Annotated in this window: 18 protein-coding genes; 13 read left to right on the plus strand and 5 right to left on the minus strand. The window is 66.4% G+C overall.

The features are described from left to right. Positions 1 to 10: 10 nt before the first annotated feature. The 7 genes from hisS to B140_RS13785 all read left to right on the plus strand — a co-directional run bounded on the left by hisS (position 11) and on the right by B140_RS13785 (position 7618). Positions 11 to 1288 (plus strand): histidine--tRNA ligase, encoded by a 1278-nt coding sequence (hisS, locus tag B140_RS0107810; RefSeq protein WP_018118800.1) that lies wholly within the window; start codon positions 11 to 13, stop codon positions 1286 to 1288. Positions 1289 to 1531: 243 nt separating this feature from the next. Continuing rightward, the gene (locus B140_RS0107815) at positions 1532 to 2422 is read left to right on the plus strand and encodes an MspA family porin (RefSeq protein ID WP_244874408.1); all 891 of its coding nucleotides are present in this window, start codon (positions 1532 to 1534) and stop codon (positions 2420 to 2422) included. A 12-nt stretch (positions 2423 to 2434) separates the two neighbouring features. After that, positions 2435 to 2710, plus strand: coding sequence for a hypothetical protein (locus B140_RS0107820; protein ID WP_018118802.1), 276 nt, complete (start codon positions 2435 to 2437; stop codon positions 2708 to 2710). A gap of 11 nt (positions 2711 to 2721) precedes the next feature. Next, on the plus strand, positions 2722 to 5334 hold the full coding sequence (locus B140_RS0107825; protein WP_018118803.1) for a hypothetical protein: 2613 nt from the start codon (positions 2722 to 2724) through the stop codon (positions 5332 to 5334). A gap of 276 nt (positions 5335 to 5610) precedes the next feature. Continuing rightward, entirely contained in the window at positions 5611 to 6117 is a 507-nt protein-coding gene (locus B140_RS13775) for a hypothetical protein (RefSeq protein WP_156801701.1), read from the plus strand. 41 nt (positions 6118 to 6158) lie between these two features. After that, positions 6159 to 6653, plus strand: a complete 495-nt coding sequence (locus B140_RS13780) for a hypothetical protein (RefSeq protein WP_156801702.1) — start codon at positions 6159 to 6161, stop codon at positions 6651 to 6653. 383 nt (positions 6654 to 7036) lie between these two features. Then, positions 7037 to 7618 (plus strand): hypothetical protein, encoded by a 582-nt coding sequence (locus B140_RS13785; RefSeq protein WP_156801703.1) that lies wholly within the window; start codon positions 7037 to 7039, stop codon positions 7616 to 7618. A 77-nt stretch (positions 7619 to 7695) separates the two neighbouring features. Here the strand turns inward: B140_RS13785 and B140_RS0107835 are convergent, their stop codons facing one another. From B140_RS0107835 to B140_RS0107850, 4 genes are all read right to left on the minus strand, one after another. Further along, positions 7696 to 9099: an L-serine ammonia-lyase gene (locus tag B140_RS0107835; protein ID WP_018118805.1), complete on the minus strand. Its 1404-nt coding sequence runs from the start codon at positions 9097 to 9099 to the stop codon at positions 7696 to 7698. A gap of 71 nt (positions 9100 to 9170) precedes the next feature. Beyond that, entirely contained in the window at positions 9171 to 9776 is a 606-nt protein-coding gene (locus tag B140_RS0107840; RefSeq protein ID WP_018118806.1) for an FMN reductase, read from the minus strand. Between the two features lie 58 nt (positions 9777 to 9834). Continuing rightward, positions 9835 to 11019, minus strand: a complete 1185-nt coding sequence (locus tag B140_RS0107845) for a CE1758 family FMN-dependent luciferase-like monooxygenase (protein WP_018118807.1) — start codon at positions 11017 to 11019, stop codon at positions 9835 to 9837. Between the two features lie 159 nt (positions 11020 to 11178). After that, positions 11179 to 11763, minus strand: a complete 585-nt coding sequence (locus B140_RS0107850; RefSeq protein WP_018118808.1) for a TetR/AcrR family transcriptional regulator — start codon at positions 11761 to 11763, stop codon at positions 11179 to 11181. A gap of 156 nt (positions 11764 to 11919) precedes the next feature. Here B140_RS0107850 and B140_RS12275 point away from each other — a divergent pair, with 156 nt between their 5' ends. Then, positions 11920 to 12834, plus strand: a complete 915-nt coding sequence (locus B140_RS12275) for a hypothetical protein (RefSeq protein ID WP_018118809.1) — start codon at positions 11920 to 11922, stop codon at positions 12832 to 12834. After that, entirely contained in the window at positions 12834 to 14930 is a 2097-nt protein-coding gene (locus tag B140_RS0107860; RefSeq protein WP_018118810.1) for a YhgE/Pip domain-containing protein, read from the plus strand. The genes B140_RS12275 and B140_RS0107860 overlap by 1 nt, the downstream gene beginning before the upstream one ends. A 3-nt stretch (positions 14931 to 14933) precedes the next feature. Here B140_RS0107860 and ypfJ read toward each other — a convergent pair whose 3' ends face one another. Then, positions 14934 to 15809: a KPN_02809 family neutral zinc metallopeptidase gene (gene ypfJ, locus B140_RS0107865; RefSeq protein WP_018118811.1), complete on the minus strand. Its 876-nt coding sequence runs from the start codon at positions 15807 to 15809 to the stop codon at positions 14934 to 14936. A gap of 147 nt (positions 15810 to 15956) precedes the next feature. On the opposite strand from ypfJ, the gene aspS reads away from it, so the two are divergent. The 4 genes from aspS (at position 15957) to alaS (ending at position 23143) form a co-directional block, all read left to right on the plus strand. Continuing rightward, positions 15957 to 17771: an aspartate--tRNA ligase gene (aspS, locus tag B140_RS0107870; RefSeq protein WP_026166140.1), complete on the plus strand. Its 1815-nt coding sequence runs from the start codon at positions 15957 to 15959 to the stop codon at positions 17769 to 17771. A 30-nt stretch (positions 17772 to 17801) separates the two neighbouring features. After that, entirely contained in the window at positions 17802 to 19022 is a 1221-nt protein-coding gene (locus B140_RS14565) for an aminoglycoside phosphotransferase/kinase family protein (RefSeq protein ID WP_280512658.1), read from the plus strand. 3 nt (positions 19023 to 19025) lie between these two features. Continuing rightward, on the plus strand, positions 19026 to 20384 hold the full coding sequence (locus tag B140_RS0107880; protein WP_018118814.1) for a replication-associated recombination protein A: 1359 nt from the start codon (positions 19026 to 19028) through the stop codon (positions 20382 to 20384). A 77-nt stretch (positions 20385 to 20461) separates the two neighbouring features. Next, positions 20462 to 23143 (plus strand): alanine--tRNA ligase, encoded by a 2682-nt coding sequence (gene alaS / locus B140_RS0107885; protein ID WP_018118815.1) that lies wholly within the window; start codon positions 20462 to 20464, stop codon positions 23141 to 23143. Positions 23144 to 23270: the final 127 nt, after the last annotated feature.

The following is a 23270-nucleotide window of genomic DNA, read 5'->3' on the forward strand; positions in this document are numbered from 1 at the left end:
AGTATGGGGGGTGAGCGAGAAGAAGAAGTATCAAGCCTATAAGGCCCCCAAGGGCGTGCCCGATTACGTCCCCCCGGCCTCCGCCGGATTCGTGCGGGTGCGCGATACCTTTGTGGAGCAGGCCCGCACCGCGGGCTTCGAGCACATCGAGCTGCCGGTCTTTGAGGAGACGGCGCTCTTTGCGCGCGGCGTGGGGGAGTCCACGGACGTGGTCACCAAGGAGATGTACACCTTCGAGGATCGCGGCGGGCGCTCGGTGAGCCTGCGGCCCGAGGGTACCGCCGGGGTCATGCGCGCGGTGATCGAGCACCACCTGGATCGCGGGCAGCTCCCGGCCAAGCTCTGCTACGCGGGGCCGTTCTTCCGCTACGAGCGCCCGCAGGCGGGGCGCTACCGGCAGTTGCAGCAGGTGGGCGTGGAGGCCATCGGCGTGGACGACCCCACCCTGGATGCCGAGATCATCGCCCTGGCGGATCGCAGCTACCGCGCCCTGGGGCTCAGCGGCTTCCGCCTGGAGCTGACGAGCCTGGGCGATCACACCTGCCGTCCGCAGTACCGGGAGAAGCTGCAGGAGTTTCTCTTTGCCCTCCCGCTGGACGAGGAGACGCGCCGCCGCGCGGAGATCAACCCCCTGCGCGTGCTGGACGACAAGCGCCCCGAGGTGCGCGAGATGGTGGCGGAGGCGCCCCTGATGCTCGATCACCTCTCCGCCGAAAGCCGCGAGCACTTCGAGCAGGTCACCGGCCTACTCGATGACATGGGCGTGCGCTACACCGTGAACCCGCACCTGGTGCGCGGGCTGGACTACTACACCAAGACCTGCTTCGAGTTCGTGCACGACGGCCTGGGCGCGCAGTCCGGCATCGGCGGCGGCGGGCGGTACGACGGCCTCCTGGCGCAGCTCGGCGGGCAGGATCTTTCCGGCATCGGCTACGGGCTGGGCGTGGACCGCACGGTGCTGGCACTGGAGGCCGAGGGGATCGACCTGAGCGCGCCGCGCGTGGAGGTCTACGGGGTGGCCCTGGGGGCGCGGGCCAAGCGCGCGATGGCCGCCCTGGTCAACGACCTGCGCATGGCCGGGGTGCGCGCGGACATGGCCTACGGGGATCGCGGGCTCAAGGGCGCGATGAAGGGGGCCGACCGCGCGGGGGCGAGGCTGGCGCTGGTGCTGGGGGACCAGGAGCTGGAGGCGGGCACCGTGGCGGTGAAGGACCTGGCCGAGCACAGCCAGCGGGACGTGGCGCTGGACTCCGTGGTGGCCCTCGTGGCGGACGAGGTGCGGGAGTAGGAGCCGGTTGTAGGGGGAAAGGGAGGGCGCGGCGTGCCGCGTCCCTCCCTTGTACTATCGGGCGGGCATAAATGGTACGCCCTGGATAATGGTACAGGCAAGAAAACGGGGGTAATATGTCCAATATATTGGACTTATGCGCCGATTCTGAGAATAAATCTGCGAAAACCGATGCGCATGGTGTCCGTGGGATTAGCGTTTCTTCATGAAGGCTTAAAAACTTCAAAGGAACCCGTGGAGGTTATGACCATGAGAAAGCAGATCGCCCAGGCGTGCGCGGCTATCACAGGACTCGTTACCGCAGCCGGGATCGGAATGGCGCACGCGGAGCCCGTGGTGGACATGGTGCCCTGGCCCGCAGCCCCCTTTGGCGGGGAGAAGTCCCTGGAGAACCGATACCTGGAAAAGACCACCGAGGATGGTTGGGTGCTGCACGCGGAAAAGAAGGACGAGACGATCAACGTGGCCCCGCCGCTGGATTCTGCGGTCACCACCGGGGAGAGCTTCGGCAGCCTCAAGGCCAAGGTGTGGATCACGGGGCAGGGGGAGCCCGAGCTGCGCGGAGCCGTCTTTGAGGCGGGCTATCAGGTGGGCTGCGGGGTGGACATTTCCACCGGCGTGGATTACGAGGTCGCCGGGACCGTAGGCGTTGCCCCGAGGGTAAGCGGCGGGGTGGAAGGCGGACCGAGCGTGTCCGGAGGCGTCGAGGGTGGGCCGAAGATGGGGCTCGGCGGGGAGGCCGGGCCGAGCGTATCGGTGAACCTACCGGAAGGGAACATTCAGATTGGCGCGGACGGCAAGGTCAAGGGGGAGACCGGGGCGGACGCCACGGGAAAGGCCGAGGCCGGAGCCGACGCCACCGGCAAGCTCGAAGGCGGCGTGGACGGCAAGGCGGAGGTATCCCCGGCGATCAAGGGGCACCTGCAGCCGGGCAAGATCACCAACGTGGCGCTGGTGTCCATGCCCATTGATAAGGAGTACAAGCGCGCGGCGGGCGGTTTCACCGGCGCGCACCTCCAGGTCAACGGGTGCGCGGGGCCGGTAACGGTGCGCTCTTACGTGACGATCTCCACTATAAGTCCCACCTCTATCGACGCCGTCAACGTGTACGGCGATCCGCAGCGCATCAGGTAAAGGAGAACGACCATGAGCCAGCATGAGCGCAGCGAATACCCCATCGAAGTGACTAAGGCCACCGCGCAGACTCCGCAGCATACTCCGCTCTGGATTCCCATCGCCAACCTGTGCCTGGGTGTGGCGATGATGATCGCCACCCTGACCTGGTCGCAGTACCTCGATGGCCCCATCCAACAGCACGGATACGTCCCGGTGATGTTTTTCTACGTGGTCCTCATGATTATCGGCGGGGCCCTCATGGTGTCCGGTTTTACCACGCTCTGGACCCGAGCGACGGCGAGGTAAGGGGAAAGGTGATGAAGAAGCAGACGGGGCGCATGCCTCTGCGCGGCGCCACTCTTCTTGCCGCGGGGGCGGTCCTGGTCCTGGGCACGCCGTATGCTCATGCGGAGACCCCCGAGGAGCGCTGCGCCAGGGAAACGGCCGCGCATAACGCCACGATGGAGGCGCTATGGCGCGCGTCGCACCCGGGGCAGGAACCCGGCCCGGGATCCTGGCCTCCCTACGTATGCGTGGGTGGCCCCGGGGGCAACGACGCCGGACAGCAGAATGTGGCGCCGCCCGCTGCCGGGCAGCAGGGAACCAGCGGTGCCACGGGGGAGGAGGATTCCGGTCCCCTGTACGGGCGGGAACACCGCTGGGATGACGGCGCCAGCCAAGGGCACCAGCGCACGCATCGCTGGGACGATTCCGGGCGTACCCCCTCTCAGTACGAGCAAGACATGCGCCTGGGGCCTTTGGGAGAATCGCGCCGTGGTGCCTCTCAACAGGGAAACGCGCGAGTCGAGGGGCCCTCTGCCGGTGATAGCGCCCGATCCAACGTCCCCGCCATCCCCCTCTGGGAGGAGGAACTGCCCGGGGATAACGGTCAGCCGCGCACGGTGCAGGTAGCGGACATAGGCGATGGGGCACGGGCCGTGGTGGGAGAGGACGGCCGCGCCACCGGCGAGATAGTCCGGGTGGACCCCACCACCGGGGAGAAAGTCGTAGAGGTACAGGAGGAGCTGCGGGGCCGGGTGATTGCCCCGGACCCGGAGGGCACCGAGGACGCGGGAACCGCCTCCTCGGAGGCCGCTATTCCCGGAGATACGCCTGGTCACGCTCCGCAGGAGAACACCGGGGCACCGCAGGGCGAGGCACGGGAGAACACGGACGACGTCCCGGCGGCCCCGCTTGGCGCGGTCGGCGCGGCCATCGGTGGCCTTGGGGTGCTGGAGCGACGCCGCCGTCAACGCTCGTGGCAGGGCGACCTGAATTGGGGAAACGGGCGGGAGCAGTCCCTGATCCTGCTTGAGGGGCCGGATTCTCCGCGCGAGTATCGCTACGACCTCGATGTTCCTCCGGGCGGCCGCGTGGTGGAAAACCCGGATGGGTCCGTGGACGTGCTCGACGCACAGGGTAATGTGACGAAACACGTGAAGGCCCCGTGGGCATACGATGCGTTGGGGAGGGAGGTGCCCACCTACTTTGAGGTAGACCCGGAGACCGGGGAACTCATTCAGGTGGTGGACCCCGAGCACACCACGGCGCTGCCGATCCTGGCCGACCCGGACAAGTACAGCGCCACCAAGCCCGCCAGCGACAACCCGGCAAAGAACCCGGAAAACATGAGCAAGAATCCGGTCACCGGGCAGCGCTCCTGGGAACTGGGGGACGGCCGGAGGGTGACGGAACACCCGCGTAAGGACGGCTCCGGGCGCACGGACTGGACGGTAACGAATAAGGAGGGAACCAAGCAGGAGTCCCTTTCCCAGGTCCAATGGGACGAGGACGGCAGCCCCACGAACCTGAAGACGATCAATAATTCCGAGGTAGATCTGCCCCAACAGGATCGCCAGGATTGGGCGAACCGGACCGGAACGAGCAAGGGCTCCAACATTGACAACCACCCGTTTAACAACGGAGACGGGACCTTTTCCGATCCCACGCAGGGCACGACCGTGCCCGGTTATTACAACCGCGAGCTGGACAAGCGTTCCTTTGCCGACGGCAACGGCGGCTACATCACCGAGCACCCCAACGGGTACGGAACCTCCGACTGGACGCACAATAATACCGAGGGGCAGCAGGAGGCCGTTGCGTCCTTGGTGTGGAAGGACGAGGGCGGGCTCGATCAGGCCCAGATGATCGACAACACGCTGGTGGAATCGCCTCCCGAGACGGGGGAGAACAACCAGACCTGGTACAACGGCACCGTCACCCAGGATCCGTACGACGGCATGTTCCAGGACGACCAGGGCCGCTGGCACGACGGCGCGAAGAGCGTTGAGGGTATAGATACCCCCGTGTATCGGATGGAGGACGGGACGGTTCTCTATGGGAAAACCAATAACAGCGGGAGGACCCACTGGGTACGGGAGAAGAAGGAAGGCGATATATCCATCGTCCGAGAACTTGAGTGGGATGCCGAAGGGGACCCGGTGGTCACCAAGCAAGACGGCTACATGACTCGCAAGGATTACGATAATAGGAAAAAGGTTAAAGGAAAGTCCTGGGGGAAAACCGACACGGCTAACGTCGGTAAAGACATGGGTAATGCCGCCTTTTTTGGAGGGGCTGAAAAATATGCAAATTATGTTAAAGATTCAGGGCAGGATGCGGCAAAAGCTATTGGAACTTCGGTGGATGATGTAGCAAAAGCTGCGAGAATTGGCGGGTATGCCACAACTGGTGTTGGTGTCGGCATTGGGGCAGGCGCAGATATCAAAAATGGTATGGATCCCACTGAAGCGTGGGTAACTAATTCCATTGGAGGAGTTGCTTCCCTGGCAGTTGTCGGTACTGCTGCAGTGCTTTGGCCGGCTGCGCCTGTTTTGTTGGTTGGAGCTGCATCTGTCATTGCGGGAACTTATGCCACAAAGAAAAGTCAAGAATTGTGGAATGACCGTTATGGAGAAAAGGAAGACTAAAGAATCGCTACCCCCTTGTGCTTAAGGTAAGTAAACGCTCATAAATTCTGGAGCAATGTTTTGAGAATTATGAAACATATATTAGCGAGGGCTTTTGCTGGTATATATTTTTCCGCTCCAATATTATGGATGGTCCTATGTGTAAGATATAGGGAGCTTTTCGAACTCCTATCCTCAATCCCCATGCTGTTGATGCTATTCTCGTTCGTCTATATTTTAATACCGCTCATTTTCCCTCGTTTGTGTGGATCAATGCTCGCTAGGGTTGTGCGATGTGTGCCAGAGGAGGAGATTGTTACAAAGTCCTATATTATTAGGATAATGTGTCTACTTATGCTTTCCGTCGCAATGGCCACGGTATCAATTTTTGACATGGTTTATGTAGGGTACGTAGATAATGTAGATTATCTAGGTCTGGGATTGGTGGCTTTTCTCGGTCTCCTACCGTGGCTTTGGGGCGGATGGGCTTTGTTGTCTTCCCCAGAGCTTGGGGTCACCTATTTCCATGTACGGAAAGATTCCTTCTCTGTTAAATCATTTAATGACTATGTCCTGGTCCCAGGTACGGCACGCCTATCGGAGAATGATAATCTTCTTTTTAGTAAGGGATTCAAGATTCGTGGAGTGTGGAGGGTTGAAAAGTTTAGGTTACTGTTCTTTAAGGATTACAATTCCAAAGATAGGGTAATTACCCAGTTTATAAATTCCAATATCTACGGTTCTGAAGGGCCTGAAGTGATTGTGAACTTAATACGATCCGGAAATTTACTTTCCCATGAATAAGTGCGGCTGTGGTAATTTTCACCTTTTACAAGAGAGGGAATATGACTCTAGATAATGTTCCTGTCACGGGCATATATGCGGCTGATTCCACGGACTGGACTTCCGCTGCTATATTTTTAATAACTTTCTTTCTTTTTCTTCCTGCGTGGCTGGCGTATGGAAACCCCCTCAAGCTTTCCAAGTTGATCCGTCGTGTTATTCTTCTTTTAGGTACGCCTGTAGCTTTTGTTTTTGGTTTGTGGGTGTTGTCTTTTTCCCCGGATAATGTTGATACCGTGGACCTCGAAGAATTTTTGAATGAGGCGGATTCTTCCTACCATGTTGAGAACGTTAAGGTGGAAGGGGGAGGATCGATGGTTGATCTTCCGTATAGCGGACGCACGAAGACGTATAATTTTACCTTCACGGCCTCTCCTCGCGGAGAAGAAGAAAGGTGCAAGGGGAATGTGCGATTCGAGCGGAAGAATGAACGCACTGGTCGGACTAATAATGTTTATGCTTCGGTTCGGGCTATGTGTCCCAGCGGTGGGAAGTAGGGTAGGGCGTAGCGAATATTACCGGTATGCCGATAGGCTATATTGAAAATGAAGTAATGATAGTGTGAGTGGTGTGGATTCGGTGCATGCTGGGTGATTTTTACAGTTCAGAATAACCTAGGTTCCGCCCTCCGCGAGTGCAGCATGCTATAATGAAGAAAATAATTCGGAAAGGAGTATTTAACGGTGCTCATTTCTTATTTTCTCTGGACGAAAATTGTTGCAATAAAGAAAAAGTTCCCCATTGTTACCACATTTATCAGATTTATTGTAAGATCGTTTTTCATAATCTTCTTCTTAGGGCTCCTGGGATTCTTATATTACTTCCTATTTGATGCGGGCCTGTTGCAAATCGGCGGGTTGCTCTATTTATGACCCTGTGCATGAGCGTCGTGTTTCTCATGCACCTTGCTGGATATTATCCTAGAATCCTTGGGTGGATGGTCTCTAGGGTGCTATCCCACAGTCCTGGCGAGGAGATATTTCTACGCCTATACTCGCCCTTTTATTTTTCCTCCTTTCTCATTCTTCTGCAGTCAACAATGCTGTCCGACATGCTATTTTTCGATATGGAGATAGAGTTCTCTCCATGGGTCTACTATGCGGGGTATAGCATAATAAACGCGGTATCCGTGACCGCTGTATTCTACGTATGTGGTACCTTTTTTAAGGGTCGCCCGGCTCGGCTTTATCTCTCGCATTACTCCTTTTCTCTTGATTATTTTTATCATTATGATTTAATACCCGGCACGGGGGTTCTTTCGGAATTCTCGGAGGGTGGATTTGTTAATATCCTTGAGATATACGGGGAGTGGCGCGTGGTTAAAAAGACTCCCTTTCAGGAGGATAGGGTTGAAATAAAGAAAACCTCTGTTAAGCTTGCCCCGTTTGTCTATGGCGCCGTAGATGTTGAGGAGTTTAAAAAGATTCTTCGCTCCGGAACGCTCCTGAAGAAGGACTCGTAGCCCTATCCAAGGCGTGGACGCGTGCCCGGAGCCTGTGGCAGGAACCAAGGATTACCCGATCCCTGCGCGGGGAGCAGTTAGCACTCCGTAAAGCTCACCGGCAGCCCCAGGGTCACGGCCAGGCCCCCGGCGGCGGTCTCCTTGTACTTGGTGAGCATGTCCCGCCCGGTCTCCGCCATGGTGTGTACCACCTCGTCCAGGCTCACGCGGTGGGTGCCGTTGCCGAGCCTGGCCAGGCGGGCGGCGTTGATGGACTTTACGGCGCCGATGGCGTTGCGCTCGATGCAGGGGATCTGAACCAGTCCGCCCACGGGGTCGCAGGTAAGGCCCAGGTTGTGCTCCAGCCCGATCTCGGCGGCGCAGGTCACCTGCTGCGGGGTGCCCCCGAGCACGGCGCAGAGCCCGGCGGCGGCCATCGCGGAGGCGGAGCCCACCTCGCCCTGGCAGCCCACCTCCGCGCCGGAGATGGAGGCGTTTTCCTTGATGATGGCCCCGATGGCCCCGGCGCTGAGCAGGAATTCGCGGGCCTTGGAGGCGGTGAAGTCGTCGAGGAAGTCCCGCGCGTAGTGCATGACGGCGGGGATGATCCCGGCGGCCCCGTTGGTGGGGGCGGTGACCACGCGGCCCCCGGCGGCGTTTTCCTCGTTCACGGCTAGGGCGTAGAGGTTGGACCACTCCATCGCGCCGAATCCGGCGGCGTTCTTTTCCTGTTCCTGGAGGAGGTGCTCGTAGACCTCGGGGGCGCGGCGCACCACGGAGAGCCCGCCGGGGAGGACGCCGCGCGTGGAGATCCCCGCGGTGACGCACTGGCGCATGGTGCGCCACACGCGGTCGAGGTGGTCGTTGACCACGTCGAGGTCGCCGTGGAGGGCCTCCTCGTTGGCCGCCATGATCTGGGCCACGCTCTTTCCCTGTTCCTGGCACCGGGTGAGCAGTTCCTCGGCGGTGCCGAAGGGGTAGGGCACGGGGGCCTCGGTGGCCTGGGTGGCGGCGCCGGAGCCGAGGCCGCCCTCGCTGTCGAGCTGGGCGCGCAGTTCGGTGCCGGTGAGGATGAAGCCCCCGCCCACGGAGTAGTAGTCCTGGGGCGCGCAGAGCGGCTGGCCGGCGGCGTCGAGGGCGGTGAAGATCATCCCGTTGGGGTGGAGTTCCAGGGCCACGGGGTTGAAGTCGATCTCGTAGGGGTAGGACCCGGCTGGGCCGGTGGTGGTGCCCACCACGGCCACGGGCTCCCCGGGGGCGGGGGAGGCGTCGGCGGGCACGGTGACGGGGTCGTAACCGGCGAGCCCCAGGATCACGGCCCGGTCGGTGCCGTGGCCGCGCCCGGTGGCGGCCAGGGAGCCGCGCAGTTCCACCCTGATCGTCGCGGGTTGGACCCCCTGGAGGTGGTCGATGAAGGCCAGCGCGGCGCGCATGGGGCCCACGGTGTGGGAGGAGGAGGGGCCAATGCCGATGCTGAAGAGATCGACAACGCTAATGGTCATGGAGAACCCTTCAAATCAGGTTGGGGTCACGGTCCTCCACGACGTTACATGGTCGGCGGCGTCCTCGATGCTTAGCCTCCGGCGTGCTGGTCGAGGAGCCCGAGGAAGGATTCCTCCCCGGCGGGGGCGCTGGGGGCGCTGCCCGCGATCGCCTGGGCCAGCTCCCCTCCGGCCTTGGCGATGCGCGCGGTGAGCGCGCCGGATTCCGCGCCGCCGAAGTCCTCGGTGGCGGCAAAGACGCCGGTGGGCATGATGGTGGCGCGCAGGTAGCTCAGCAGCGGGCGCAGGGCGTAGTCCAGCACCAGGGAGTGCCGGGGGGAGCCCGCGGTGGCGGCGATGACGGTGGGGGTGCCCACGATGGCCTGGGCGTCAAGGGCGTCGAAGAACATCTTGAACAGGCCGGAGTAGCTGGCCTTGAACACGGGGGTGACCAGGATGAGGCCGTCGGATTGGGTGACGCGCTCGATGGCCCGCTGGAGCTGGGGGGTGAGCAGGCCCCCGCTGGTCATGGCGGAGGCGAGGTCGGCGGCGAGGTCGCGCAGCTCGATCACCGAGACGTCGGCCTCGCGGCCGCCGTCGGCCAGGCGCTCGGAGGTGGCCTGGGCTATCTGCTCCGCTATCTGCCGGGTGCTCGAGGGGGTGGAGAGCCCGGCGGTGATCGCGGTGAGTGTGTGCATGGGTGCGCCTCCTTGGGGGTATCGCGGTGAGATCGCGGGTGGTGCCAGTGTAGGCGAGTTAGGCTCGCGTTCCCTTGTTTTCTTTCTCGCCCGTCTGTGCGTCCCGTGTGCCCCGCGCGCCCTGGCCCTCGGGGTTGCCGGGGCGCACGCGGAAGTGCGGGTGGGAGCGCTGGGCGTCGGCGCGCAGGCTGGCGTGGGTGGGCGGGTCGGAGGGGACGTGCTCGGGGCGGCGGGCCTCCATGCGGCGGCGCAGCTCCGGGACCACGTCGCGGCCCAGGCGCTCGATCTGGTCGAGCACCACCTCCAGGGGCAGCCCGGCGTGGTCGATGAGGAAGAGCTGGCGCTGGTAGTCGCCCACCCAGCCGGCAAACTGCATGGTGCGCTCGATGACCTGCTCCGCGGTGCCCACGGTCAGCGGGGTCAGCTCGCTGAACTCCTCCAGGGAGGGCCCGTGGCCGTAGACGGGGGCGTTATCAAAGTAGGGGCGGAACTGCCTCTTGGCCTCGGCCTCCGTGTCCGCGATAAACGCGTGCCCGCCGAGCCCCACGATGGCCTGGTCGGCGCGCCCGTGCCCGAAGGCCTCGAAGCGGCGTCGGTAGGAGTGCACCATGGAGGCGGTGTGTTCCTTGTTCCAGAAGATGTTGTTGTGGAAGAAGCCGTCGCCGTAGAAGGCCGCCTGCTCGGCGATCTGCGGGGAGCGGATGGAGCCGTGCCACACGAAGGGGGGAACGTCGTCCAGCGGCCAGGGTGTGGAGGTGTAGCCCTGGAGCGGGGTGCGGAACGTCCCCTCCCAGTTGACCACGCGCTCGCGCCAGAGCCTGCGCAGCAGGTGGTAGTTCTCCACGGCCAGGGGGATGCCCTGGCGGATGTCCTTGCCAAACCACGGGTACACGGGGCCGCTGTTGCCGCGCCCGAGCATGAGGTCGTTGCGCCCGCCGGAGAGGTGCTGGAGGAAGGCGTAGTCCTCGGCGATCTTGACGGGGTCGTTGGTGGTAATCAGCGTGGTGGAGGTGGATAGTCGCAGCCGGGTGGTCTTGGCCGCGATGTAGGCCAGGTGCGTGGTGGGCGAGGAGGGGACGAACGGCGGGTTGTGGTGCTCGCCGGTGGCAAAGACGTCCAGGCCCACCTCCTCCGCCTTGAGCGCGATGGCGGTGATGGCCTCGATGCGCTCGGCCTCCGTGGGGGTGCGCCCCGTGGTGGGGTCCTGGGTGACGTCTCCGACGCTCATGATGCCAAACTGCATGATCTGTCTCCTTCGCGGGTGGGTTCCGGTAATGCCTTTCTATGATATGTCAACAAAAACGACGCCGTGCTATTCCGCTCCGGGATGTCCCCCAAGGCGTCGCCGCAAAACCGCGCCCACCGGCGGCGGGCGGGAGGGAAGTTTGCGGGAGGAAACGGGCTAGGCGCGGGCGCGCCCCAGCTCGCGCTGGTGATCCAGGTACCCCTCGACGAGCTGGGCGGTGACCTCGGGATTAAGGCGCGCGACCCCGGCGATCGGCGGGCGGGTGAGCACGCTGAGCTGGGTGATGAACTCGTGCGCGGCCAACCCCGGGGAGACGAGCCGGTGCGCGGCGGCGGCGCGCAGGATGGCCTGGGTGTGTTCGCGCACCGAGGTCCGGTGGGGCGCCCCCTCGGGGCCGAGGTCCTGCATGGAGGCCGGGGCCAGGGCCGGGACGAGCGCCCCGGTTCCCAGCTCCACCAGCTCGGAGACGAAGCGCCGCCACGTGCGCTCCGCGTGCTCGGGGGCGGCGGCGAAGCGGGCCAGGGTATCGGCCTGGATCTGACGCACCACCCCCAGGAGGTAGAGCGTGCAGTGCCGTATCAGCGCCTCGCGGTCGGGGAAGTTGCGGTACAGCGTGGCGATGCCCACCCCGGCGCGCTCGGCCACGCGGTCCATCGTGACCTCGGAGGCGTTGGTGGTGCGGAAGAGATCGCAGGCGGCGTCGATGATGTGCTGCCTGCGCTCGCGGGCGTCGGTACGCACGGCGCGGACCTCTCTTTCTTGCCTCGCGGGGAGGCCGATGGGGCGGGTGCCGGAGGCGGCGGTGGGGTTGACACGGCGGCGGCCTCGGATGAATTATAGAGCCTTAAAAAGTGATAGTCTATCCTCCACTTGATCGGGAATGACGAGGACACCAGCATGAACGATGGGAGAGGGGCACGGCACCGCGCGGCCTTTACCCTTGCCGCCAACCGCGTCCGCGTGCAGGCGGATCAGCCGGAACCCGGATGGAGCTTTGCGGTGGGGCCGGGGCTGACCCTGCTGCGCAACAACCGGGAGAACTTTCACACGGCGCTGAGCCTCACGCTCGCCGGGCGCCGCCGCCCCACCTCCGGCTCCGTCAGCCTGGAACACCGGGGCGTCTCCGCGCATAGGCAGGGGGACATCTTCCGGCTCGTGGCGCTGGCCGGGGCCACGGAGGTGGACTCGCTCGATCGCATCGTGCCCGTGCGCGCCGTGCTGCGCGAGCAGATCAACTGGGCCAGCCCGTGGTGGAGGCGCGTGGGCCGCGACGTGCTCGGACACGACCTCGTGCGCCCCTGGCTGGAACCCCTGCGGCTGGACATCGACCCCGCGACGAAGGTCGGGGAGCTTAACCCCCACGATCGCTTCCGCCTGCGGGTGCTGCTCGCGCTCGTGGCGCGCGGCGAGGCCGCCGCGCTCATCGTGGACGACGTGGACCAGGTGCGGGACATGGCGCTGCGCGACGAGATCCTCGCCGAGCTGCGCGAGCTCTCCCTGAGCCTGCCGGTGATCGCCTCCACGGTCAACCCCGACTCCTCCGGCATCGCGCACCGCGTGATCGACCTGCGCCCCCAGGCCGATACCGGCGGAGGCCCGGGCTCAGCGGAGCAGCCCGGGCGGTCTGCGCAGTCGGGGCGGCCCAAGGCCGCCGGTGGCGGTCGCGCCGAGGCGCGGCACCGGGAGAGCGACGAGGAGGACGCCACCCGGATCATGCGCGCCGTGCCCGCCGAGGAGCCGGGAACCGCCTCTCCCATGCCCCGCGTGCCCACCCGCCAGGACCAGATTCCCACCCTTTCGGAGGAAAACTGATGTCTCTTTTCCATATCGGCTCCGAGCTGCGGCGCTTTGGGCACGGGGTGCTCCCGCGCCTGGCGATCCTCGTGGTCACCTGCCTGCCGCTGGTCTTTGGCGGGCTCTTCGTGTGGGCCTACTACGATCCGATCGGCAACATGGGCAAGCTGCCCGTGGCCCTGGTCAACTCCGACCAGGGGGCGCAGCGCGAGGGTGCCACCGTCAACGCGGGGCAGCAGGTGGCGGAGAAGATGCTGGAGTCCGACGAGCTGGACTTCCACCTCGTCTCCGCTCAGGAGGCGCGGGAGGGCGTGCTCCGGGGAGACTACTACTTTGCCGTGGAGCTGCCCACGGACTTCTCCCGGGCCGCCGTGAGCGTCAACTCGCAGGCCCCGCACAGCGCCAAGCTCAACGTGGCCCTGTACAACAACAACGGCTTCATCCCCACCATGCTGGGCAACCAGGCCACCGTCATCATGCTGCAGAGCATCGACGCCGAGCTGGGCAAGAAGATCAGCAATCAGCTCCTGGTGGGTTTTAACACCATCGGGGAGAAGATGGGGCAGGCCGTGGACGGCTCCCGCCAGCTCGCGGACGGCTCCACCGCCGCCCGCGACGGCTCCCGGCGTTTGGTGGAGGGCGCGGACCAGCTCGCGGACGGCTCCCAGCGGCTCACCGACGGCTCCGGCACCCTGACGGACAAGCTCGGGGAGGCCGACGCCGGCGCGCACAAGCTGGCCGACGGCGCGGGCCAGCTCGACGACGGCCTGGCCCGGGCCCAGGACGGCTCCCGCCAACTGGCGGACGGGCTCGGCCAGCTCAACGCCGGCACCGAGCGCCTGGCCGACGGCGCGGGCCGGGTCTCCGGGGGCGTGGACCAGGTGGTGGGGACGCTCAGCGGCGTGGCGCAGGCGCAGGAAAGCCTCGTGGGCAGGCTGGACAACGCCGCGGGCATGCTGCGCGAGGCCAACCTTCCCCCGACCAACGGCCTGGCCGCCGAGGTGGAGGGGCTGGCCGCGAGCATCCGGGAGGCCGGGCTGAGCCAGGATCGCCTCAACCAGTTGCTCATGCTTCAGGACGGCGCGCGGCAGATCGCGGACCAGCTGGGCAACCCGGTCTCCGAGTACCGCGCGGGCATGAACCGCGCCGCCAGCGCCTCCCAGGAACTCGCGGAGGGCATCTCCCAGCTCAAGGACGGCTCCGCGCAGCTACGCGTGGGGGCCAACACGCTGGCCGACGGCACCAGCCAGCTCGTGGAGGGCAGCCGCCAGCTCACGGTGGGGGCCACCGCCCTGCGCGACGGCCTGGTGACGCTGGACTCCGGGGCCGGGGAACTCAACAACGGCCTGGGCCGCCTCGACGACGGCGCCAACGAGCTCAGCCTCCGCCTGGGCCAGGGCGCCTCCCAGGTGCCCACCTGGGAGGGCAACCGCCTCGACGACGCCTCCGCCGCCGCCGGTCAGCCCGTGGAGCGAGAGCTGGTGGACCAGGACGTGACCAAGTTCGGCGTGGGCCTGGCGCCCTTCTTCGTCAGTCTCGCGCTGTTCATGGGCTCCTTCGCCATGTGGATGCTGCTGCGTCCCCTGCAGTTGCGCGCGGTGGACTCCGGCACGGCCCCGCTGCGCGCGGTGCTGGCCAGCTATGTTCCCGGCGTGATCGTGGGGCTCTCCCAGGCCACCATCGTCTGGCTGGTGCTGGAGTTCCTCATCGGCCTGAAATCCGAGCACCCGCTGCACCTGCTGGCGGCGATGTGGGGGGTCTCCGCCGTGTTCGTGGCGATCAGCCAGATGATCAACTCCGTGGTGGGGGCCACCGCCGGGCGCGTCATCTGCATGATCCTCATGGCGGTGCAGCTCACCTCCTCCGGCGGGCTCTACCCGGTGGAAACGCAGCCCTCCTTCTTTAGCTGGGTGCACCCGGTGGATCCCATGACCTACAGCGTCAACCTCTTCCGCTACGCCATCCTGGGCGCCGAGCCCGGGGATCACCGGGCGCTCGCGGCGCTCGCCACGCTGGTGCTCGTGTGGGCGCTGTGCCTGCTGATCTCCTCCATCGCGGCGCGCCGCCACCGGGTCATCAAGCACAAGGACCTGCACCCCGAGCTGCAGGTGTAGGGGCTAGCTCCGGTACACGCCCCGCCCCAGGGTGTCGCAGGAGGCCATCGTGCCGGTCTCGTAGCCGCGCAGGAAGGCCTCCTTGCGTTCCTGGGAGGTGCCGTGGGTAAAGCCCTCGGGGTTGACCGAGCCGCCGGAGCGGCGCTGGATGTTGTCGTCTCCCACCGCCCCGGCGGTCTCGATGGCTTGGTTGAGCTGCTCCTCGCTAAAGGCCTCGATCTCCTCGCTATCGTCCGCGTAGTGCGCCCACACCCCGCCGTAGCAGTCCGCCTGCAGCTCGATCTTCACGGCGTTGGAGTCCGCGCCGGGGTTGCGGTAATCGCTCAGCCCCAGGGTGTCCTCCAGGTTCTGGATGTGGTGCCCGAACTCGTGGGCCTCGATGTACATCTGCGCCAGCGGTCCGGCGGAGCCGCCCAGGGAGGCGAGCTGCTCGAAGAAGGACACGTCCAGGTACACCGTTTGATCGGCGGGGCAGTAGAAGGGGCCGGTGGAGGAGCTGGCGGCCCCGCAGCCGGTGTTCACCGAGGAGCGGAACAGGTGCAGGCCGGGCTCGGAGTAGGACAGGCCCGCCTGGGCGGGGAGCTGGTCCGCCCAGACCTCGTCGATGGTCTCGGCGGTGGCCACCATGCGGCAGTCGTCGTGCTCGTTGGCGTCCTCGATGGTGCGGCAGTGCTCCAGGCTATAGTCCCCGGCATTCTGCCCGCCCTGGCCTTCCTGGCCGAGCAGGGAACCGAGGTCGGAGGGGTTGCCCCCGAGGAGGAGATACAGGCCCACCAGCACCACGGTGCCCACGCCGCCGCCGGCGACCAGCCCGCCGCGCCCGCCGCTGGAGGAGCGGGCGCGCCCGGTATCGTAGGAAGCATCTTTACGGAAGGTCATGCTGCTATGCTGCCACATAGCGGGAGCCGATACGGGGCGGCGCGGTCGCAGACGCGAGGGGGAAGGTAAACTACGCGTTTGTACTATGAGGCCCGTGGTGGCCCCTCATGGAAAATATAAGCGTCTAGGGGAAGGAACCGAGGCTCCGTGCTGCGTACCCACCTTGCGGGGGAACTCCGCAAAGAACATGCTGGTCAGACCGTCACCCTCACGGGATGGGTGGCGCGACGGCGCGATCACGGCGGCGTGATCTTCATCGACCTGCGGGACCGCTCCGGCGTGGCCCAGGTGGTGTTCCGCGACTCCGAGGTGGCCACCCGCGCCCACGACCTGCGCAGCGAGTACGTGATTAAGGCCACCGGCGTGGTGGAGGCCCGCCCCGAGGGCTCCGAGAACCCCAACCTGCCCTCCGGCGAGGTCGAGGTCAACGTCACGGAGCTGGAGGTGCTCAACGAGTCCGCCGCCCTGCCCTTCCAGATTGACGACCCCGCCGCCCACGGCGAGGTGGGCGAGGAGGCCCGCCTGCGCTACCGCTACCTGGACCTGCGCCGCAAGGAGCAGGGCGAGGCGCTGCGCCTGCGCTCCCGGGCCAACCGCGCCGCCCGCGAGGTCCTGGACGCCCACGAGTTCACGGAGATCGAGACCCCCACGCTCACCCGCTCCACCCCGGAGGGCGCGCGCGACTTCCTGGTTCCGGCGCGGTTGAAGCCCGGGACGTTCTACGCGCTGCCGCAGTCCCCGCAGCTCTTCAAGCAGCTCCTCATGGTGGCCGGGATGGAGCGCTACTACCAGATCGCGCGCTGCTACCGCGACGAGGACTTCCGCGCCGACCGCCAGCCGGAGTTCACCCAGCTCGACGTGGAGATGAGCTTTGTGGATCAGGAGGACGTGATCGCCCTGGCCGAGGAGATCCTGGTGGCGCTGTGGAGGCTCATCGGCTACGAGATCGCCACCCCCATCCCGCGCATCACCTACGCCGAGGCGATGGAAAAGTACGGCTCGGACAAGCCGGACCTGCGCTTTGACATCCAGATCACCGAGTGCACGGAGTTCTTCAAGGACACCACCTTCCGCGTGTTCCAGAACGAGTACGTGGGCGCCGTGGTGATGTCCGGCGGCGCCTCCCAGCCGCGCCGCCAGCTCGACGCATGGCAGGAGTGGGCCAAGCAGCGCGGCGCCAAGGGCCTGGCCTACATCCTGGTGGGCGAGGACGGCGAGCTGTCCGGCCCGGTGGCCAAGAACATCACCGAGGCCGAGCGCGCGGGCATCGCCGAGCACGTGGGCGCGCGGCCGGGCGACTGCATCTTCTTTGCCGCGGGCGATACCAAGTCCTCCCGCGCCCTGCTGGGCGCGGCGCGCGGGGAGATCGCCGCCAAGCTCGGCCTCATCAAGGAGGGCGACTGGGCCTTCACCTGGGTGGTGGACGCCCCGCTGTTCGAGCCCGCCGCGGACGCCACCGCCTCCGGCGACGTGGCCCTGGGCCACTCCTCCTGGACCGCCGTGCACCACGCCTTTACCTCGCCCAAGCCGGAGTGGCTGGACAGCTTTGACGAGAACCCGGGCGAGGCCACCGCCTACGCCTATGACATCGTGTGCAACGGCAACGAGATCGGCGGCGGCTCCATCCGTATCCACCGCCGCGACGTGCAGGAGCGGGTGTTCAAGGTCATGGGCATCTCCGAGGAGGAGGCGCGGGAGAAGTTCGGCTTCCTGCTCGACGCCTTTGCCTTCGGCGCCCCGCCGCACGGCGGTATCGCCTTCGGCTGGGACCGCATCGTCTCCCTGCTGGGTGGCTTCGATTCCATCCGCGACGTGATCGCCTTCCCCAAGTCCGGCGGCGGCGTGGACCCGCTCACGGACGCCCCGGCGGCCATCACCCCGCAGCAGCGCAAGGAGTCCGGCATCGACGCCAAGCCGAAGAAGCCGGAGCCGAAGAAGACCGAGGAGCGCACGCAGGGATAGCGCCCGAGACGATGAGGAAGTGGTGAGTTGGTGCCCAGCAATCAGGAGATCCTCGACCGCGCGGAGGCGCTGCTGTCCAAGCGCTTCGGCGGCACCCAGCGCTGCTCGGACGCCGAGCTGCTCCTCGGCGGCGGCAACGCGGTGGTGCAGCGGGTGCGGCTGAGCCCCAACCCCTTCCTCCAGGAGCGCTCGGCGGTGGTCAAGTACATCCCGGTGACGGACGACGCCCTGGATGACGCCGCCCTGGTGCGCGAGGTGGTGGCCTATCAGTTCACCACCTCCCTGAGCGAGGACGTGCGGCCCGGCCCCGTGCTGCTGGCCTACGACGTGGCCCAGCGGATCATGGTGATTACCGATTCCGGCCGGGGCGATACCTTCGCGGACCTGCTCAGCAGCGGGGACGAGGAGCGCCGGATCGGCATCCTGCGCAACCTGGGGCAGGCGCTGGGCCTCATGCACGCCGCCACCGCGCGGCGCGAGCGGGACTTCATCTCCCTGCGCTCCCGCATGGCCCGCTCCCACCCCAAGGCCGCCCGGATCAACCAGTACCGGCTGGCCTCCCAGGAGCACGGGATCAGGCAGGGCCTCGGGCTGCTGCGCGAGGCCGGGATCGAGGTGCCCGACGCCGTGGAGCGGGTGGCCCGCGAGGCCATCCGCCGGCTGCGCGGGGGCCAGCGCGCCTTTACCCCCTTCGACCTCTCGCCGGACAACATCATCGTGGCCGAGCGCACGCACTTCCTCGACTACGAGTGGGCGGACTTCCGGGACACCGCCTTCGACCTCGCCAGCGTGGTGGGCGGCTTTCCCCAGTACCTCTTTGCCCGCCCCATCGAGGACGACGAGGCCGACGCCTTCATCGACGCCTGGGCGCGCGAGGTCCGTTCCCTGTGGCCGGAGGTCCGCGACGAGGACGCCCTGCGCTCCCGCCTGGTCACCGCGCTGGTGGGCCTGGCCCTGGGGGAGGTCACGGCCATGCACCTGGGCACCTCGCACAACCTGGTGCACTCCGTGGCGCGGGCGGCGGGGGACTGCTCCATCGGCCTGGAGGAGGACCAGGTGCTGCCAGTGGAGCGCCTGCTGCGTCCCGCGGGCGAGGGGGGATTCGGGGAGGACGAGCTGATGATCCGCCGGGACCTCTACGAGACCTTCGACGCGCTGCACAGGTACGCCGCCCGCGAAGGCGGGCCCGTGGCGGACTTTGCCCGCGAGGTGGCGGGCCGCCTGCGCGACGCCGAGGCGCCGGGGGCCTAGCGCATGGGGCAGGAATCGCTCTTTGGCCCGGGGCCGGAGGAGCCCGCCGCGCGCGGGGCCGCGGACTACTTCGAGGTGTCGGACTCCGCGCCCCTGGCGGCGCGGATGCGTCCCCGCTCCCTTGACGAGATGGTGGGCCAGCAGCACGTCCTGGGCGAGGGCACCCCGCTGCGTCGCCTGATCCAGGGCTCCGGCGAGGCCTCGGTGATCCTCTACGGCCCTCCCGGCACCGGCAAGACCACCGTGGCCTCGCTGATCAGCGCCGCCACCGGCCAGCACTTCGTGGGCCTGTCCGCCCTGAGTGCGGGCGTGAAGCAGGTGCGCGAGGTCATCACCCAGGCCCGGCGCGACCTCGCGCGCGGGCGGCGCACGGTGCTGTTCATCGATGAGGTCCACCGTTTTTCCAAGACCCAGCAGGACGCCCTGCTGGCGGCGGTGGAAAACCGCACCGTGCTCCTGGTGGCGGCCACCACGGAGAATCCCTCCTTCTCCGTGGTCGCGCCCCTGCTCTCGCGCTCCCTGCTGCTCCAGCTCGAGCCGCTGAGCGAGGAGGACCTGCGCGTGCTGGTGCGCCGCGCGGTGGCCGACCCCCGGGGCCTGGACGGGCGGATCGAGGTCTCCGAGGAGGCCGTGACGCACCTGGTGCGCCTGGCCGGGGGCGACGCCCGCCGCGTGCTCACCTACGTGGAGGCCGCCGCCGAGGCGGTCCCGGACGGCGGCGAGCTGGACGCCCAGACGGTGCAGGCCAACGTCAACCGCGCGGTGGTGCGCTACGACCGCGACGGGGACCAGCACTACGACGTCACCAGCGCCTTCATCAAGTCCATCCGGGGCTCGGACGTGGACGCCGCCCTGCACTACCTGGCGCGCATGATCGAGGCGGGGGAGGACCCGCGCTTCATCGCCCGCAGGCTGATTATCCACGCCAGCGAGGACGTGGGCATGGCGGACCCCACCGCGCTGCAGGTGGCGGTGGCCGCCGCCGAGGCGGTGCAGAAGATCGGCTTCCCTGAGGGGCGCATCGTGCTGGCGCAGGCCACGATCCACCTGGCCACGGCGCCCAAGTCCAACTCCGTGGTCATGGCGATCGACGCCGCCCTGGCGGACGTGCGGGCGGGAAGGATCGGGCACGTGCCCCCGCACCTGCGCGACGGCCACTACGCGGGGGCCAAGAAGCTCGGCAACGCGGTGGGGTACCGCTACCCGCACGACGACCCGCGCGGCGTCGTCGAGCAGCGCTACATCCCCGAGGAGCTGGACGAGGCGGTGTACTACCGGCCCACCGATCACGGGGGAGAAAAGCGCATCGGGGACTACCTGGGGCGGCTGCGGCGCATGGTGCGCGGCGCCAAGCGGCGGTAGGGCGGGCGCGGCTTGGCGCGGGCCTGGGGTAAAGTAGCCACCCGTAGTAGTGGACTAATAGTAAGGAACACGCGCTCGTGCAGACCCATGAGATCCGGGAGAGGTTTATCCATCACTTTGTGGCCGCGGGCCACACCGAGGTGCCCAGCGCCTCGCTGATTCTGGACGACCCGAACCTGCTGTTCGTCAACGCGGGCATGGTGCCCTTCAAGCCCTACTTCCTGGGCCAGCAGAATCCCCCCTTCGCCCAGGGCACCGCCACGTCCATCCAGAAGTGCGTGCGCACCCTGGACATCGACGAGGTGGGCATCACCACCCGGCACAACACCTTCTTCCAGATGGCCGGCAACTTCTCCTTTGGCCAGTACTTCAAGGAGGGGGCCATCACGCATGCCTGGACGCTGCTCACGGGCCCGGTGGAGGAGGGCGGCTACGGGCTGGACCCCGAGCGCCTGTGGGTGACGGTGTACCTGGACGACGACGAGGCCGCGGACATCTGGCACGAGAAGATGGGCGTGCCCAGGGAGCGCATTCAGCGCCTGGGCATGGAGGATAACTACTGGTCCATGGGCATTCCCGGCCCCTGCGGGCCCTCCTCGGAGATCTACTACGATCGCGGCCCGGAGTACGGCAAGGAGGGCGGCCCGATAGCGGACGATAACCGCTACATGGAGATCTGGAACCTCGTGTTCATGGAGAACGAGCGGGGCGAGGGCACGGGCAAGGGCAACTTCGAGATCGTGGGCCCGCTGCCCAAGAAGAACATCGACACCGGCCTCGGCGTGGAGCGCGTGGCCTGCATCCTGCAGGGCGTGGACAACGTCTACGAGACGGACCTGCTGCGCCCGGTGATCGAGGCGGCAGAGAAGATCACGGGCACCGCCTACGAGGACCCGAACACCGACCGCGCCAACGACATCCGCTTCCGCGTGATCGCGGACCACTCGCGTACCGCCATGATGATCATCCTGGACGGGGTGACCCCCTCCAACGAGGGGCGCGGGTACATCCTGCGTCGCCTGCTGCGCCGCATCGTGCGCTCGGCGCGCCTGCTGGGCGCCACGGGCACCACGATGGAGTCCTTCATGAACACCATCATGGACACGATGACCCCCTCGTACCCCGAGATCGCGGAGAACCGCGAGCGCATCCTGCGGGTGGCCCTGGCGGAGGAGGCCGCCTTCCTGCGCACCCTGGAATCCGGCACGCACCTCTTCGAGCAGGCCGTGGCCTCCCTCCGGGAGCAGCGGGCCACCACCGTGAGCGGGCGGCAGGCCTTCGAGCTGCACGACACCTACGGCTTCCCCATCGACCTCACCCTGGAGATGGCCACCGAGGCGGGCCTGGAGGTGGACATGCGCGGCTTCGAGGAGGCGATGGCCGAGCAGAAGTCCCGCGCCAAGGCCGATAGCCAGGCCAAGAAGCACGGGCACGCGGACCTCTCCGTGTACCGGGAGTTCGTGGACAACCACCCCACGGAGTTCGTGGGCTACACGGAGCTGGAGGCGCCCGGCACGGTGCTGGGCCTGCTCAGCGGGGGCGCGCTGGTGGGCGAGGCCCGCCAGGGGCAGGAGGTGGAGGTGATCCTCGATACCACCCCCATGTACGCCGAGGCCGGCGGCCAGCTCGGCGATCGCGGGCAGATCCGCGCCGGGGACGCCCTCCTGGATGTGCACGACGTGCAGAAGATCGGTAAGAAGCTCTGGGTGCACAAGGCCACCGTGGCCCAGGGCGGGCTGGACGTGGGCAGCGCCGTGACCACCACCGTGGACGGCGCCTGGCGCCACGGCGCCCGCCAGGCGCACTCCGCCACGCACCTCATCCACGCCGCGCTGCGCCAGGTGCTCGGCCCCACGGCGGTGCAGGCGGGCTCCCTGAACCGCCCCGGTTACCTGCGCTTTGACTTCAACTACACCGGGCAGCTCTCCCCGGAGCAGGTGCGCGAGATCGAGGCCATCGCCAACCAGGCGGTGGACGCGGACTGGCGGGTGAACACCACGGAGACCTCCCTGGAGGAGGCCAAGAAGATGGGCGCGATGGCGCTCTTCGGGGAGAACTACGGGGACGTGGTGCGCGTGGTGGAGATCGGCGGTCCGTTCTCCATGGAGCTGTGCGGCGGCACCCACGTGGCGCACTCCTCTCAGATCGGGCCCGTGTCCGTGCTGGGGGAGTCCTCGGTGGGCTCCGGGGCGCGCCGCATCGAGGCCTACTCGGGCATGGACGCCTTCCGCTACATGTCCAAGGAGGCGGCGCTGGCCTCCGGGCTGGCCGCGATGCTCAAGAGCCCCAGCGAGGACCTGCCCGAGCGGATCTCCCAGCTCACCGCCAAGCTCAAGGAGTCGGAAAAGACCATCGAGCGCCTGCACCGGGCCCAGTTGGCGGCGCAGTCCGCGGAGTACGCGGCGGCGGCCACCACCATCAACGGCTTCCGCGTGGTCACGGCCCGCCTGCCCAAGAACAGCGCGGTGGGGGACCTGCGCGTCCTGGCCACGGAGGGGCGTCAGCGCTTTGGCTCCGAGGCCGCCGTGCTGGTGCTGGCCACGGAGAACGAGGAGAAGGGCAACGTGCCCTTCGTGGTGGCCGCCTCTAAGGCCGCGGTGGAGCGCGGCGTGCACGCGGGCAACCTGGTCAAGCTGCTGGGGCAGTACGTGGAGGGCCGGGGCGGCGGAAAGGCGGACATGGCCCAGGGCTCCGGCGCCCGGGTGGAGGGCCTGGTGCAGGCCTTCGAGGCCGTGAAGCAGGAATTGGAATCGCTGTAATTTGATTACATCGCTCGCATTGCGGGCGATGTTAACGTATATTACGGAAAAGTTACGGCATTAGGTATTTTGTGACCGTTTCGTTACACTATCCCTGATCTTGGCCAGCAAGCGTCCGTAGCGTATC

Origin of the sequence: Corynebacterium mastitidis DSM 44356 (genome assembly GCF_000375365.1) — a bacterium.
GTDB lineage: Bacteria > Actinomycetota > Actinomycetes > Mycobacteriales > Mycobacteriaceae > Corynebacterium > Corynebacterium mastitidis.